Genomic DNA, 15,994 nt, shown 5'->3' with positions numbered 1-15,994 from the left:
CAAAAAACTAAAATCAAAAGAGTGGTTAATTTTTTCATTTTTTTTGGTTAATTGGGTTAAATAATATTTTATAGTTGTCATATTGAGTTACAACTATTTCAAATATATAAAAAATTAACACATATATTCTTTGTTTTAAAATTTTAATGCTGAGTTATATAATACTATTCATTAGAAGATATTTCTATTTTCTGTTTGATGAAACGTTTCCCAACATTCAAAATAATGAAAGCCAAAATGGTGGTTATAGTCATTATGATTACCATTGGAACAACAGAATCTTTAACAAAAACACCAATTGTAAAAGATACAAAAGCGCCTATACCTAACTGAATTGCCCCCATTAAAGCAGATGCACTACCTGCATTTTTAGCAAAAGGAGCAATAGTAAGCCCAGCAGTATTTGGGTTTGAGATTCCAAGACAGCCTAAAAACAAAAACAACATACCGATTGTTTCATATAAACCTAAAAGATTATTCAAAGAAAGAATCAAAAAAAGAATACTTATAACAGATTGTGCAATTAAAGCGCCAAAAATCATTTGTTCGCTGGAAAATCGCTTCAATAAAACTGAATTTAACTGACTTGATCCAATAAAACTAACAGATAATAAGGCAAAAATCCAACCGTAAGTTTTGGCATCAACATTATAAATATCCATAAAAATAATTGGAGAAGCGGCTACATAAGAAAACAATCCCGAAAAAGCGATTGAACCTGTGAAGGCATAAGTATAAAATTGTGGTTCTTTTATTATTTTTAAAAAATTAGAGATAATTGGTTTTGGTTTTAAAGAAATCGAAGTATCAGGTTTATAGGTATTTGGCAATCCTAAATGTGAAGCTGCTAAAATTGCAATTCCCATACACATTAGTATCAAAAATACCATGTGCCATCCATAATCTTCAGTGACATAACCACCAATTGTTGGCGCAAGCATTGGTGAAAGCCCGAGAACCAACATCAATAAAGAAAAGACTTTTGGAATATCTTTTACGGGAAATAAATCCCGTACCATAGCTACTGAAGCCACCGTTGCAGCACAACTTCCGATAGCCTGAATAAATCTCAGGAATATAAAGGTATCAATATCTGCAACATATATACAGCCTAAGGATGCTAAAATATAAACCATTAGCCCAATAAAAAGTGGTTTTTTTCGGCCAAATCGATCTAATAACGGACCATAAAGTAATTGACCTGCAGAAATTCCAATAAAATAACTTGACAAACTCATGGAAACTTTTGAAACAGTTGTATTTAAATCTGCTGCAATTCCTGAAAATCCAGGCAAATACATATCAATTGAAAACGGTCCAAGTGCGGTTAAAGATCCTAAAATCAGGATTAATTTAAAATATTTTTTATTTGTCATTTATATTTAAAAAATTCTTTACAAAGATAAACTCTTAGCAAAGAATTTAAAAAATGGGAAATATGGGTAACTATAAAAGATGTAAAAACATTGAAGTATTAAAATCTAATTCATTGGAATAATTCTAAACTAAGTTTCATAGTTATTATTTTGAACTATAATTTATATTATGTAAAATAGAATTTTCTTAAATGTTGATTATTTTTTTTTAATCATTGAATATTTTATCCTATGTTTTTTTAGAGTAAAAATATTTTAATCAATAGATAATGAGTAATATAAGTTTTAAAAGAGATATAATTTATTTATTCTTTTCTTAAAAAAAAAATGAATTTAAAAATAATTTGTTTTAGCCAGCAATTTGAAATAGTGATTTATTATTTTATTATTTTTACATTTGACTATATTAAATTTACTATGAACACAATTGCTGAACATATAGCGGATTTTTTGAAAGAATATCCGCCCTTTAACAATTTGACTTTTCAGGAGCTATTTGATATTGCGACTAATATACGTGTAATAAATTTAGAAAAACATGCCGTATTGTTTCAAAATAACGATGTACTTCATGATAGTTTTTATGTTGTGTCTTCGGGAATTATCAATCTTACTACAATTGCAGATGCTGAAGAAACCATAATTAACAAATGCCATGAAGGTGATATTTTTGGTCTGCGTCCTTTTTTTGCGAAGAATAATTATATGATGACGGCCAAAGCACGTGAAGAAAGTATTGTGTACGCAATTCCCATTGCTGTTTTTAGACCTTTTGTAGCAAATAATTCAGATGTTTTAAATTTTTTACTGGAAAGTTTTGCTACAAATTCACGTCATACAAAAGATAATGTAAATTCAGGCAGTAAATCGGTTTCTGATAGTGTTTTTTATGCAGATCCTCAATCACAAATGCAATATATTCAGTCTTTAACCTATAACAATTCACCTCTTACAACCACTGGTGATAAAATAGTTAAGGATGTTGCTATTTTAATGACAGACTCAATGGTTGATAATATTGTCGTTTGTGAAAATAATAATCCAATTGGTATTTTGACTGACGCCGATTTATCTTCAAAAATTGCTACTGGTCGTTATCCGATTACGGAAAGAATTGATAAAATCATGTCTTCTCCCGTAGTTACTGTTATTGAAAATGTTTCTTTAGCGGAAGCTCAATTATTAATGCTAAAACACAATGTAACTCATTTGTGTGTTACTAAAGACGGCACTAATAAATCGGTAGTAAAAGGAATTATTTCTGAACACGATTTGATTGTTGCTCAGGCCAGTAACCCAGGTGTTTTGATTAAAGAGATTAAGCGTTCGCAACTGCCTAAAGATTTAAAACAGATCCGTGAGCGATTATCAGATTTGATTCAGAATTCAATTCAAAAAAATATTCCGATTTCACATATTTGTAATGTTGCGAATGAAATAAACCTTGCACTTATAAAACGTGCTGTTGAGTTAACAATATTAGATTTAGGCTCCCCTCCTGCTCGCTTTGCATGGTTAAGCATTGGTAGTCAGGGAAGAAAAGAGCAGCTTTTACTTACGGATCAGGATAGTATTTTGATTTTTGAGGATGTCACTCCTGAAAAATACAGAGAAGTAAAAGATTATTTTTTAAGACTTGCTAAAAGAACAACTTCGCTATTAGAGAAAGTTGGCTATGAATTTTGCCCAAACGGTCACATGGGAAGCAATATGTTATGGTGTAAATCATTGTCTGACTGGGTAAAACAATACAACAGCTGGATGAATACTCCAGGTGAAAATAGTAATGACCTAAGCAGTATTTTCTTTGATTATGAAATTGTTTTTGGAGAACCTAAAATAGAAGAGGCTATTGAAAATGTAATTTTTAAAAATGCAATAAATAATCCATTATTTTTTGATTTTTTAGGAAATGATGCTTTAAAGAAAAATTCACCTTTGAGCTTTTTTAAGAAATTCATTCTTGAAGAAGAAGGTCCTCATAAAATGAAATTTGATATTAAAACCAGAGCCTTAATGCCTTTGATTGATGGCGCAAGACTGTTAATATTGAATGCAAATATTAAGGGAATTAATAACACCTATCTCAGATTTAAACAACTTGCGATTTCTGATTCAAAAAATGCAGAGATATATTTAAGCTGTGCAGAAGCATTTTTAACATTGTTAAAATTCAGAACGGTTGAAGGGATAAAAAATGATGATTCGGGTCAATATATCAACATAAAAGAGTTGTCTAAAACAGATAAAGAAAAATTAAAAAATGCGCTGGCTCCAATGCGTGATCTTGAAGAGTTAATCAAAAGCAAATTTCAACTTACACAATTTTCATAAGTATGCTGGACTGGCTGAAAAATATTAATAAAGAATATCCTGATTTTTGGAAAAACTATCTGAGTAAGTTTGAAACCAAACCAAATCGCTTCGTAGTTATATGTACAGAAACATCAGGATTGAATCCTGTAAAAGATGTGATATTGTCTATTGGGGCTTTTGCAGTTGTTAATGACAGTATAATTATTCAGGATAATTTTGAAGCAGTTTTGTTACAGTATAAATATTTACATGACAATGGATTATCTAATGAATTTATAATTGAAAGTAAAATGACAAAGCTCCAGGAAGCTGAAGCTCTTCAAAAATTTATAGATTATTTAGGTAATGCTGTTTTAGTTGGTCATCATATTAATTTTGATATTGAAATGATAAATGCTTCATTGGAGCGATTAGATTGTGGCAGGTTAAAAAACGAAGCTTTAGATATTGATATGATGTACAGAAAACTGACAGATATTAATGATAAGCAATTTTCACTCGATGATTTGTCTGAAATATATAAAATTCCAAAAAGTGATAGAAATTCATCAGCAGAAGATGCTTATACAATCGCTTTGTTATTTTTAAAATTAAAATCCAGACTAGGAATCAAATAATATTTTGTATTATTTAATAAACATAGTCTGGATAACATGCTAATATGTAATTGCAGCAAATATAGAGTTGTCTTTTATTTTATCTCTTCCGTTTAAAAAAGAAAGTTCAATTAAGAAATTTACCTGAATAATTATACCTCCAAGATTAGTAACTAATTCTGTGAGTGCTTTAGCCGTTCCACCGGTTGCGAGGACATCATCATGAATTAAGACTCTGTCACCTTTTTTGATGGCATCAGTATGTATTTCCAATGAGTCTGTGCCATATTCTAAATTATAAGATGCAGAAATTGTTTCGAAAGGCAGTTTATTAGGTTTTCGTACAGGTACAAAACCTGCATTTAACCGATCAGCCAAAAGCATTCCAAAGAAAAAACCACGACTTTCTGCTCCTATTACTTTATCAATCTTTTGTCCGTTTAAAGAATTCAGTAATATTTTGAGACATTCTTCCCTTCCATTTGGATCATTTAAAAGAGGAGTGATATCTTTAAATAAAATTCCTTTTTTAAGAAAGTCCTGAATATCAAGTATATATTTTTCAATCTTCATTTTTTTTTATTTTTATCGTATTTTATGTTTGTATATCTCACATTTATGTCTATCTTTGCACCCGCAATAAGCAATCAACAAAGCTACAAAAAATCAGCTAATTGATAACAAAAAGGCCTCGTGGCGCAACTGAATAGCGCATCTGATTACGGCTCAGAAGGTTACAGGTTTGAATCCTGTCGAGGTCACTCTTCGGGACAAAAGATTAAAATCATCTTTTGTCCCGTTTTTTTATCTCCTAACTCCTTGTTTACCAAATAGATAGTACTTGCAATTTCATTGACCCGAGCGGTTTGGAATTGATTATTTCTAAATGTAAAATTTTCGGGGTAAATTAAACCAATTAAATCACGAGCCTCCGCCAGACTAGCTTTTTCAAAAGCATAATTTAATTGCGTAAGCTTTTCAATTCCCATATTTACTAATCCTTCTAAACTATATTTGTCATCAGTAATATTGTTAAGCTTTACTTCAAGTTCATTAATTATTTTTCCGTATTCCATTTTCATTTTTTGATAATCATCAGCATCAATTTGTTCAGTTACCAAAAGTTCTCTGGCTGTTGACAATCTCTTTTCATAATTAGATAACTGACTTACAATTTGAGTTTTTTCTAATCTAGCTGCAGATGTATGCCCGTTATAAACTTCTAGTATAACTTTTGAATACAATTTAACTACAGGTTCTAACGGCATGTAAGCTTTCAGATTATTAATGAAAATAGAATTTGCGGTTTCTGAGTTAATTCTATATTTACAGCTGTTTTCACAATGATAATAGTAGTAGAACTTATTTCTTCCTTTACACTTACTTGCAGTAAGTTTCTTTGAACACTTTGGACAGAGAAAAAATCCACGCAGAGGAAATTCGTTTATAGTTACTATTTTAGGCCTGTATACTCTTGATCTAGCATTTAACACATCTTGAACTTCGTTAAATAATTCCTCAGAAATAATAGCTTCATGTTGTCCTGTTACAAAACAGCTATTCTCGTCCTTATACTTTGGCACAAATATTTTTCCGCAATACAACGGATTTTTTATCATAATCCAAAAGCCACTTTTAGTTAGAGTGAGCCCTTTTTTCTTTGCAAGAAAATATATGGACTCAGTATTAAAAGCCTTTTTAGCAATTTCTTGAAATGCCCATCTAATGACAGTAGCCTGCTTCTCATTTATTGCTATATACTTCTTCCCGTCCTCTGTACTCTTGTGTACATAACCAAATGGTGCAGTACCCATGTATCTACCTTCTTTTCTCGCTCTTCGCATACCATGCATAGTATTTAGAGCTCGCCTGTCATTTTCAACTTCAGGCGCAGCTAAATAAAAGGCAAGCATCATTTTATTTTCTGGAATACTTAAATCTAATGGCTGCTCAATGGCTTGTGGTTCAACTCCCATTTTTCGGAGAAGATTTATCATTTGATAGGCATCCCCAGCATTTCTACTAAATCTGTCCCATTTTGTAAATAAAACCAGATCCGTTTTATTTTTATATCTTTTTAAATTCAATAAAATCTTCTTCCATTGTGGTCTGTTAAAAGTTTTTGCTGAGAAGTCTTCATAAACCACATCGCGTACTTCAATATTATTTAGGAGGCAATACTTTCTTAGCATCTCTTCTTGATTTCTTTGGGAATACCCTTTATCTGCCTGTTCATCGGTGCTAACACGTACATATAAGTCTGCTTTCTTTGTCATTTTTCTAAATATTTGATAACCGCTATATTAGCTAATTTTCGTAAGAAATACAATATATCTTTCGCCTCTTGCAACGTCACTTCCATCCCTTCTTCTTTTAGCATCTTTTGTGCCTTTTCAGGAGTAATTCTTGTTTCTACATCATCATGCTCATCTTCCATCTTCATTGTATTTTAAAAATAAAAAAAGCCCTTTAAAGGGCTATACTCACTAAACAACTTCCATTAAATATTATCAACTCTCAAAAAAGTAAATCTTACTGCCTTGCGTCTTCTTAAAAGACGGTTCATATTTTAAATACCCATATTCGCTTAACTCACGAATACATTTATGATATGTACGAGCCGATGATACTTTTGCTATGAATGTCACCTCATATCTGTATACCTCAATAGGATTTATAAAACCCTTATCTACCCGGCAGTGCAGCAGAGCGGCATATATTGCAATATGCGTGGTACTGACCCGGAAATCATTCTTAATGGCTGAAAAGAAATCCGATAAAGGTTTTAGATTTTCCATGACTTGTCTTTTATTTACTTATATGCATTTTTCGGGGATTAGAAACTTTAATTTTGTTATCATCATTATTATTAACTAATCGGTTTTCAGCTTTTATATTCTTAACTCCCAATACATTGCCTAAGTGCTGTTTTTTAAAATTCTCATCATAAATATTTATTGATTTAAATTGAGGGTTTGCCTCAATATAAAACTTATGCTCTGTTCCGTTTTTAATAACGGCTACTGCTTGAAGACAGCCTTGTTTTAAAGATGCCACCAGTTTAGAAGTTTCTGCTATACTGCGTAGCTCTCTCAATGGCAGATTCTTGATTTCTTTTTCAATATTATAACCATATGATGAATAAAATTCTTTTAAACGATAGCAGTCATTAGAGTCTTTATCATTTAGATCAAACTGCACCCAACCATTTTCTTTTTGAATTACTCTTCCTGATAACAAATTATAAGTTTGATCTAAATTGAGGTTATTAACCTGATCGTTTTTAAAATAGTGTTGTCTGCTTTCGTTAGGTTTCAATTCGTCTTTCAAAGTGGCTCTATATCCTTCAAATTGATACTGTCCTCTTTCATTCTTAGAAAAGTTCAGTTCAAAATCAAGTCTCTCCCTTTTATTAATGTAATTAGAAATAGGAACTATGAATTGGTCTTGTCCCTCCTTCATAAGCCGTTCCACTTTACTGCCTGCGGCTTGAAAACCTATTTGTCGTAATTGATCATGTAAAACCTGATTATTCCTTTCTAAATCTTTACTAAAACTTCGGATCATAATTGGCTCAGTAATAAATGCCTTAACAAAATTCCGTATTAACCGATCCAGCAGATTAGGATAAAGGTGTTTGCTTATCCTTTTCCTTTCGTTTTTAACTATTCGTAATGTAAAACGCTCATCAGTATTATTTGTCCCTTTATATTTTGCAGCGATGCTATCATAATAAGACAATTTCTCCTTGATAAATGATCTATTTACTGAATCAATAGAAGGGAACAATTTATTTAAACGTGCTTCTTTAGACTGCCAGTGCGTCAAATCCGCCTCTACTCTGTTAACAGGAAATAGATCACTCATAATTTAAGGGTTCAAAATATTAAACTCTAATTCAATGAATTAGACTGCTTCTTTTTTTTGGTTTTAGCATTATCATTCTGCTGAGAAGGCTTAGTATCGTTATCCTGCATCTGCTTGGTATCCTTTTGAACATTCTTTTGTTCAGGTTGGCTTTCTTTCTGATCTTTACTTTCCCGGTTATTGACTCTCTGTACCATATTGCAGGCATTCCCTATTACAGGGACGAGTATTCAGCCTTGGCATATCACTATCAATGTATCGGTGAATGGTTTTCTGAAGAATGGGAACAGGACGAAATAGAACAGCAGAACACTATGTGGACAGAACTCAATAAAGCCTCTCATTATGGCAATATAATTTTTAGGAAAATCTATAACCTCTACCATTTGAATTATTTTAAGCATCGTATTGACAGTTTTGCTTTAAGCGGAACTTTTGCGCAGGAATGCCTGAAAACTGCCATAAGATTTTTTGCAGTGATGCAGGATTATCCAAATTCGAACATCTTTCAAAACACCTTAAATGAACAGTTTGACCAAGAGGACGGCATCATAAGGGCAGAGCAGTACATATCCTTTATAGCCGACAATGAAGGTGTGCTTTATGAGAATATCGAAAGGGCGGTAAACGATGAATTTAACGAGTGTTGTGAAATGCAGCAGCCCGCAGTTTTTCGGATTTACGATAAAGAAAATAATCCGTCTCAGGCAGGACTTGATTTTGAATACAGAATCTTCCCGCTTATAAATGACCTATGCACCCTTTTAAACCAAATACCATGAAAGATATAACAAATCATTTCGGAAAATTATACCACCCTGTAAAAGCTTTTGTGGTATATGAGCAGACTGTTGATAAAAACATTTATGTGGAGAGTTTCGATATCGATAAAAACGGGTTTGCCATAAATGCGCATCCGCTGTCCATTCGTGAAAGCACAGCCCTTGCCTCCGCCCTTGATACCTCTGAGGAATTAAAAAACGGCTTTTTTAAACCAAAAGGACTCCTCCCTGGGAATATTCTCTATATAAATCCTGACCGAAACGGTTTTGTCATCTGGCATACCCCTGCCCAAAATACAGAACTGTTTTTTGTCGGGTCTCTTGGCATCCCAAACGGCACGGCATCTGTTCCGCCCCTGCTGTGGAAAGCTTCCAAAAACACGCTTTGGCTTTACGCCTTGGATGATACTACAAACATCAGTAAAGAAACCTGCCTGTCAAATGCTCCCTTTTTTAATCTTTATCACGATGGAAAGGTCTGTATGGGAACGGTAAAAATAAATATCAGAACAGACTTCTCTCTGGAAGATTTTATCTCTGAATGGGAAAAATATTTCTTTAACAGCTATTTCAGCCACCTTATAGGAAATAAAAGTCCGGTTAAAGGAAATATTATACAGCTTTGGAAAAGCCTTATAAACACAAGAAAGAAATTCCCCTTAACCTCGCTTCTTAAAAACGGTTTAACTATCAAACAATTATTATCATGAACACGCTCAAAAAAATGCACTTTGCAGACAGCTATCTCATAAATCCGACCAATCCCATAACAGGAAGCCTTATTGGCGCAGGAGGAACAGGAAGCCGAATGCTCACTGAACTCGCACGAATGAACCACAGCCTGATCTCTCTTGGACATACAGGCCTGCAGGTTACTCTTTACGATGATGATACCATAACGCCTGCCAATCAGGGACGCCAGCTTTTTGCTGATGCCGAAGTGGGACTTTTCAAATCTGTGGCGCTCATTAACCGAACCAACCGCTTTTTCGGCACTTCTTGGAGAGCAGTTCCCGAGCAGTTCAACGCCCACAACCTTAAATCTCTTCCCTGTCATGGCAGAACAAACATATACGTCAGCTGTGTGGATACCATATTGGCACGATTTGAAATCGCTCAAATCCTTAAGGATTTGAATGATTCGCATACCTATCAGCGCAGTAAAGCCCTGTACTGGCTTGACATCGGAAATGCCCAAAATACAGGTCAGGCGGTACTCTCTACCATTGGGGAAATCAAACAGCCTGACTCGAAATTATACAATACTGTACCCAGTCTTGCCATGATTACAGATGAGTTTCAGGAAATATTAAAACAGCAGAACGACACAAACCAGCCAAGCTGTTCCCTTGCCGAGGCTCTGGAAAAACAGGATTTGTTTATAAACAGCTCCCTTGCCTCAATGGGGGCATCCCTGTTATGGAAACTCTTTCGGGAAGGAATGACCCCGTATCGGGGGTTCTTTTTCAGTCTTGCTCATTACAGGGCTGAACCCATACAGGCGGGCTGATGTCCGCCGCCCCGCAATTGCACCTTACTGCGTCAGGACAATTGCGGGGCGTTCTAAGCGGGTACGCCTCTATGCACAGAATACAGGGTTTCGCTGATTCATGCATAGCGGCGAGTTGTTTCATTATCAAAACACAATTAAGACGTAATAAATCATTCTTGTTCCTACTTTAAAAGGCTTTAAAAACAAACTTTGGCTGCCTTAGAATTTTCAGCTTCTAAAAAAATAGCAGATTAAAATTAATTCAGGTACTCGCAGAAAATATCTTTTTGTGCTGCCTGTCCTGCTTCATGCATAAAAGCATCAAGATAACGCTGGATGGATCTGCGGTAAAAAACACAAAAAAGGATCTCCGCAATCCTGTATCTGAACTTAAACCGATATTCGCAGCTGACCACCGTAAAACCCTGTTTGCTTTCGTTTTTGGAAAAATAATATTGGTACTCAATCCCGGACAATCCCATATAACTGCCGGTTTTAAAATTATCAATACTAAATAAAAATGATATTTCGGGCAGAAAAAAAACCAGCCTCCGTCTGGCGGCATTTCCATTCAAAAAATAAAGAGTATGTTCAAAACCGGGTCTGAAATTCTCAATCTTACCGGCAGAATGGGTAAAAATTGGAGCATAGGGCAGTTTCTTGAAAAACTTCAGCAGGTCATAGTTAAATACCCAGATAAAAACCGCTTTCAACGGAACATTTATCTCTACTGCTGACTTGATAACCTGCGTATTTAATATCATAATTTCTATAATGATTAACTTAAACTGAACTATTAAATAATAAAACACAAACATTTCATATATAACAGATTGAAGTTTTTGATAATTTTAGAAACCTCAGAAAAGCTGCCCGCGGCAGTCAGAGAATCTGAACCTGCTGTATTCTATTATGCGTTAATTGACAGCTGCCAGTTGAGCTCATCCCTGCCTTTATCGGTAGTGATTGCCAGAATATGGTAAATAAGGGCCGAAAGTTCAAGCCTGTGCACCTGTACCTTATCTGTTACATTCTCATTAATATGAAATCTAATTGTGTAATAAAATCCGATATATTCCTCTATTTCAACATCGGACCGATAATATCCCTGCTCAATGCCCCGTGCAAGATTCCTGCGCATGAAGACATTAAACATCTCATATTCGCTCGATACAACATATTTATATATATCCGGATATTTCTTTTTAAGCTGGTGCAGAGGCAGCGCTCCTACAGTTTTTACTACCCCTTTAAACAATCTGTGTATTTCAAAATGTTCTTCTACAGAATTATAATTAAGGTTCATAACCTGATTGATTTTGTCATAAAACTGTTTCTCCAGTATATAAGCAGCTTCCTGCACAAGCACTTCTTTATTGATAAAAAATTTGTACAGTGTTTTTTTGGATATGCACAATTCGCTGGCCAGATCATCCATGGTAACACTATTGAACCCAAGTCTTAGGAACAGCTCACAGGCCTTGCTGATTATCTTTTTTTTCATAATAGTCCTCTCTATGCTCATTTAGGGTTATCCTGAATTGTACTGCTCATAAATTTTAATGCAGCAGTAAAAGCCCTCTTGGTAAAACCTTCCGCGGCTTAGGGAAAATCTTAAATAAATATATCCGATCATTATAAATTCCCTATTACAAATGCGGTCACTGCAATGAAAAATCCAAAAATGAAAAGTGTATAGGAAAGCTCCATTGTAATGAATGATTTTTTGATTTTTTTCTCAAAGAGGTACATAGTCCTTACTTGTGCCCCAATTTGAAGCTCCTGGCTCCTGACCAGTTTATCATATGCCTGTTCGTACTGTTCTAAAGAAACCTCCGGTGTCATTCCGATGGCAAAAACATCTTCTTCAAGCCTCTGGTACTGGTTTTTCATTTTCTTTTTAAATCCCAGGATATAATCAAAGACCATGGGACGGGAAGCTTCCATGGCAAATGCAAGGGAAATAACTGAGGTTATAGCCAGGGAAATCCCAATGAATTTTCCATATGGAATAATCACAATATGCTTGAAAAAAAACATAACAGCAGAAATGACCGTCGTGTTCATCCTAATCATAATAGCCGCCTTGCGGTCAATCATATTGAAGGAATTGATATACGATTTATTCTGGTTGCGCATATAGGTATGCAGCATCTTTTTGGGTTCCTTTTTTATACGGTACAGCTCTTGATGGCTATTCTCTGCAGAAGGGTCTTCCATTTTTACTGATTGTTAGCTAAAATTCATATTATTTTAAAAATATCATATAAGTAAAAATTCGGAAGGATTTTCATCCTTCCGAAATAAAACATAACGGTGCTTACTTTCAAATCCAGACTCAATGTGAAGTCATTAGCGCTGCTTAATTATCACAAAACAGTAAATTTGATGCTGCACCGCTGCATTTTTGTTTTAGGAAGAAAATCTTCCTGCCCATTTCTCACGAACCCGGTCCACACAATAGTAAACCATAGGAACAATAAAAACAGTGAGACACAGGCTTGTTGTCAGTCCGCCTATAATAACCCATGCCAGCCCATTTTTCCATTCGCTTCCCGCAGCGGTGCTTGTCGCAATTGGGAGCATCCCGATAATCATAGCAAGGGTAGTCATTAGTATAGGACGGAGTCTGGTTCTGCCCGCCTCCACCAGAGCTGTCCAGGTAGTATCACCATGTTCTTTGCGGTGATTGGCAAAATCAACAATCAAAATCGCATTCTTGGCCACTAGCCCCAAAAGCATAATCATACCCAGTATGGTAAAAATACTCATAGAAGATTTCGTCAGCGCCAGAATAAGGAATACCCCAAGGAAAGCCACAGGTATGGCAAAAAACACTACAAAAGGATATACAAAGTTGTTGTAAAGCGCCACCATTACCAGATACATCAGCAGTAAAGCCGCTACAATGGCCGCAGCAAGTGAGCTGAAAGAATCTGCCTGACGCTCTGCATCCCCTGTCCATCGCATATCGATGCCCTCAGGCAGGGGTTTCTCCAGCAGCGACTTATTGATACGGTCTACCAGTTCTCCCGATGTGATTCCAAGAATATTGCTTTTTACCGTAACTGAAGAACGCCTGTCTTTACGCTCCAATACACTTGGACCGCTGGTCTGGGAGATTTCGGCAAACTGTGACAGGCTTATGAGTTTCCCTGAATCATTAATAAAGGAAATGTTTCTGACATCCTCCACATCATGTTTGTTGAAGTCATCAAATTTTACCCTGATGTCATATTCATTGTTCCCCACACGATATTTCGCCTCGTCATCCCCCGCATAGGCATTCTGCAGTGTAGCCCCCACGCTGTTGATGGTAAGGCCAAGCTGCCCCATTTTGTCACGGTCAATTTTCACCTCAACCTCCGGGTTTCCTGCCTCTACGCTCAAACTCGCGCTTATCGCCCCCGGCATTACCGCTATGCGTGATTTGAGCTCATTGGCAGCTTCCATTAATTTTTCCTTATCTTCTCCGTTTAATACAATCTGGATCGGGTCTCCCCCGTTAATCATGCTCACCATGCTCGGGCTGACCTTCACCCCCGGAAAATGCTGCGCTATCTCCTGGCTTTTTTTAAGCATCAGCTGCTCGGTGGTGCTGGTGCGCTGGGTTTTATCAATCACCGTTACTGTAAGCTCTGTTTTGTAATCTGAACCTACTCCCGCTACAACAGAAGACGTGCTGCTTCCGGCAACGTTGCTGAAAACTGTGGTTACATCAGCCTGTCTGCGCAGGTAATTTTCAATCTCAAGACTGCGCAGGTTATTCTGTTTTACTGTCAGGTTTTTATCAAACTCCAAAGCAAGCCTGAACTGCCCTTTATCACTCTGGGTAACAAATTCATTTCCGATAACACCCAGTTTCAGAACTGCAGTGATGCTTAGAAAAAGCCCCAGTATTAAACCGCTCATTATTAATTTGTGCTGCAGCGTCCATTTAAGGGCACCGACATACCAATGGGTCAGGGCATCGATTATTTTTTCAAACCACACCAGAGGCTTGTGGAAAAAATTGTCATTGTTTAAAATAGTAATCTTCCCAAAACGTGATGCCAGCCAGGGAGTCAGCGTATAACATACAAACAGGCTCATTAAGGTGGCAACTACAATGGTAACGGAATACTGGCGCAGTATATCCCCTATCGTATTCTGTATCAGGCAAAGCGGACCAAATACCACAACGTCTACTGTTGTGATGGCCAGGGCTGAAAAGCCGATTTCATTTCGCCCGTCAAGCGCCGCAGTTCGTTTGTCTTTGCCCATATGCAGGTGCCGGTGAATATTCTCCAGCACTACAATACTGTCATCGACCAGAATCCCAATGACCAGTGACAGGGCCAGAAGGCTCATTAGATTTAGTGTAAACCCAAAAAGGTACATGGCTATAAAGGTGGATATGAGTGAGGTCGGAATGGCAACCAGTACAATAAGCGAATCCCTGAGACTGTGCAGGAAAAGCAGCATAATGGCCGCAACCAGAAACACCGCAATTATAAGATCATGCACCACACCATCAGCTGAATCCAGCGTATAATCTGCCGAATCATCTGCAATGATGAATTTTACCCCGCTTTTCGAATATCTTTTCTCTATCGTGCCGATCTTCTGCTTTACCTGTTCACTGATATCCACAGCATTGGCATCACCCTGCTTTTTGATTAAAATCCCAATCCCATTCTGACCGTTATAGCGGAACACCGAACTCGGGTCTTTGGTGACATCGGAAACTGTAGCTACATCGCCTAATTTTACAGGGCTTCCTGCGGCGGGAAGTGCAACAATAACTTCTTTTAACTGCTCCACTGAGGTGAATTTTCCCGCAAGGCGCACTGTCATCTGCCCAATACTGCCTTCAGATTTAACTTTACCGGCCGGAAACTCAACATTGGCATTATTGATCGCCTGTGTAATGGATAATATCGAAAGGCCGTAATAGTCCAGTTTGTCTTTAATGACATTTACCTGAATTTCCCTTTCCTGGCCTCCAATTAAAGTAATCTCACCTACCCCTCCAATCTGCTGAAGCTGGGGTTTGATCTCATTTTTCATGACATCATAAAACGCCGCATTGGTCAGGTTTGAAGTGGCGGTAAGCTGCATAATAGGAGAATCACTCGGGGTAACCTTGGAGATGCTCGGCGTTTTTACATCATCAGGAAGCTCACTTAAAATATTATTAATTTTTCTCTGGACTTCCTGTTCCTTGCTGTCGATATCTGTTCCCACATTAAACTCAGCTGTGATAATGGAGTTTCCTTCCATTGACTGGGAGGATATTGTTTTAATCCCGTCAACCCCGCTCAGTACATCCTCTATTTCCTTGGTTACGGTCTGCTCGACATTCACCGGTGCGGCTCCCGGATACTGGGTCGTAACGACAAGTGTAGGCTGGCTCATATCGGGCATAAGCTCATAACTAAGCTTGGTGTAGCAGAAGGCCCCGCCTAAAAGAAGGACCGCAAAGATTACAATAATCAGCGACGGTCTTTTGATTGATATTTCGGTTAATGTCATATTGTTATTTTTTTAACTTTTGATACATACCGGTGCATCCGGCCTGTACAA

The 15,994-nt window shown here is 36.4% G+C and carries 16 protein-coding genes and 1 tRNA gene; 6 read left to right on the top strand and 11 right to left on the bottom strand.

What is annotated here, in order from left to right:
• Positions 1 to 164 precede the first annotated feature (164 nt).
• Entirely contained in the window at positions 165 to 1,376 is a 1,212-nt protein-coding gene (locus GWR14_RS01435) for a multidrug effflux MFS transporter (RefSeq protein WP_163407168.1), read from the bottom strand.
• Positions 1,377 to 1,793: 417 nt separating this feature from the next.
• On the opposite strand from GWR14_RS01435, the gene GWR14_RS01430 reads away from it, so the two are divergent.
• Complete coding sequence (locus GWR14_RS01430; RefSeq protein WP_163407167.1) at positions 1,794 to 3,710, top strand: DUF294 nucleotidyltransferase-like domain-containing protein; 1,917 nt, start codon at positions 1,794 to 1,796, stop codon at positions 3,708 to 3,710.
• Between the two features lie 2 nt (positions 3,711 to 3,712).
• Complete coding sequence (locus tag GWR14_RS01425; protein WP_163407166.1) at positions 3,713 to 4,309, top strand: 3'-5' exonuclease; 597 nt, start codon at positions 3,713 to 3,715, stop codon at positions 4,307 to 4,309.
• A 39-nt stretch (positions 4,310 to 4,348) separates the two neighbouring features.
• Here GWR14_RS01425 and GWR14_RS01420 read toward each other — a convergent pair whose 3' ends face one another.
• Entirely contained in the window at positions 4,349 to 4,861 is a 513-nt protein-coding gene (locus tag GWR14_RS01420) for an adenine phosphoribosyltransferase (protein ID WP_163407165.1), read from the bottom strand.
• A 114-nt stretch (positions 4,862 to 4,975) separates the two neighbouring features.
• Here GWR14_RS01420 and GWR14_RS01415 point away from each other — a divergent pair.
• Positions 4,976 to 5,049 (top strand) — tRNA-Arg (locus GWR14_RS01415).
• Here GWR14_RS01415 and GWR14_RS01410 read toward each other — a convergent pair.
• The 5 genes from GWR14_RS01410 to GWR14_RS01400 all read right to left on the bottom strand — a co-directional run bounded on the left by GWR14_RS01410 (position 5,047) and on the right by GWR14_RS01400 (position 8,352).
• Positions 5,047 to 6,564, bottom strand: a complete 1,518-nt coding sequence (locus GWR14_RS01410) for a recombinase family protein (RefSeq protein WP_246236253.1) — start codon at positions 6,562 to 6,564, stop codon at positions 5,047 to 5,049. The two genes, GWR14_RS01415 and GWR14_RS01410, sit on opposite strands and share 3 nt — an antisense overlap.
• On the bottom strand, positions 6,561 to 6,725 hold the full coding sequence (locus GWR14_RS23700; protein WP_187356517.1) for a hypothetical protein: 165 nt from the start codon (positions 6,723 to 6,725) through the stop codon (positions 6,561 to 6,563). The genes GWR14_RS01410 and GWR14_RS23700 overlap by 4 nt, the downstream gene beginning before the upstream one ends.
• A gap of 73 nt (positions 6,726 to 6,798) precedes the next feature.
• On the bottom strand, positions 6,799 to 7,086 hold the full coding sequence (locus GWR14_RS23820; protein WP_246236252.1) for a hypothetical protein: 288 nt from the start codon (positions 7,084 to 7,086) through the stop codon (positions 6,799 to 6,801).
• A gap of 10 nt (positions 7,087 to 7,096) precedes the next feature.
• On the bottom strand, positions 7,097 to 8,155 hold the full coding sequence (locus tag GWR14_RS01405; protein WP_163407164.1) for a hypothetical protein: 1,059 nt from the start codon (positions 8,153 to 8,155) through the stop codon (positions 7,097 to 7,099).
• A gap of 26 nt (positions 8,156 to 8,181) precedes the next feature.
• Positions 8,182 to 8,352 (bottom strand): hypothetical protein, encoded by a 171-nt coding sequence (locus GWR14_RS01400; RefSeq protein WP_163407163.1) that lies wholly within the window; start codon positions 8,350 to 8,352, stop codon positions 8,182 to 8,184.
• Positions 8,353 to 8,391: 39 nt separating this feature from the next.
• On the opposite strand from GWR14_RS01400, the gene GWR14_RS01395 reads away from it, so the two are divergent.
• Genes GWR14_RS01395 through GWR14_RS01385 form a run of 3 tightly spaced genes read left to right on the top strand, consistent with a single transcriptional unit; the run spans position 8,392 to position 10,447 of the window.
• Positions 8,392 to 8,937 carry a hypothetical protein gene (locus GWR14_RS01395; protein WP_163407162.1) on the top strand — a complete coding sequence of 182 codons (546 nt, stop codon included), beginning with the start codon at positions 8,392 to 8,394 and terminating at the stop codon, positions 8,935 to 8,937.
• A complete protein-coding gene (locus GWR14_RS01390) occupies positions 8,934 to 9,647 on the top strand; it encodes a PRTRC system protein B (protein WP_163407161.1) in 714 nt (237 codons plus the stop codon). The genes GWR14_RS01395 and GWR14_RS01390 overlap by 4 nt, the downstream gene beginning before the upstream one ends.
• The gene (locus tag GWR14_RS01385; RefSeq protein WP_163407160.1) at positions 9,644 to 10,447 is read left to right on the top strand and encodes a PRTRC system ThiF family protein; all 804 of its coding nucleotides are present in this window, start codon (positions 9,644 to 9,646) and stop codon (positions 10,445 to 10,447) included. Before GWR14_RS01390 ends, GWR14_RS01385 begins: the two co-directional genes overlap by 4 nt.
• A gap of 239 nt (positions 10,448 to 10,686) precedes the next feature.
• Here the strand turns inward: GWR14_RS01385 and GWR14_RS01380 are convergent, their stop codons facing one another.
• The 4 genes from GWR14_RS01380 to GWR14_RS01365 form a co-directional block, all read right to left on the bottom strand.
• Positions 10,687 to 11,193, bottom strand: a complete 507-nt coding sequence (locus tag GWR14_RS01380; protein ID WP_163407159.1) for a hypothetical protein — start codon at positions 11,191 to 11,193, stop codon at positions 10,687 to 10,689.
• A gap of 146 nt (positions 11,194 to 11,339) precedes the next feature.
• Complete coding sequence (locus GWR14_RS01375) at positions 11,340 to 11,933, bottom strand: TetR family transcriptional regulator (protein ID WP_163407444.1); 594 nt, start codon at positions 11,931 to 11,933, stop codon at positions 11,340 to 11,342.
• Between the two features lie 131 nt (positions 11,934 to 12,064).
• Positions 12,065 to 12,649: a hypothetical protein gene (locus GWR14_RS01370; protein ID WP_163407158.1), complete on the bottom strand. Its 585-nt coding sequence runs from the start codon at positions 12,647 to 12,649 to the stop codon at positions 12,065 to 12,067.
• Positions 12,650 to 12,841: 192 nt separating this feature from the next.
• Entirely contained in the window at positions 12,842 to 15,943 is a 3,102-nt protein-coding gene (locus tag GWR14_RS01365; protein ID WP_163407157.1) for an efflux RND transporter permease subunit, read from the bottom strand.
• Positions 15,944 to 15,994: the final 51 nt, after the last annotated feature.

The sequence above is a fragment of the Flavobacterium ajazii genome (assembly GCF_010614725.1).
Lineage (GTDB): Bacteria > Bacteroidota > Bacteroidia > Flavobacteriales > Flavobacteriaceae > Flavobacterium > Flavobacterium ajazii.
The sequence above is the reverse complement of the archived record's forward strand: the minus strand, read 5'-3'. Positions and strand labels throughout refer to the sequence as shown.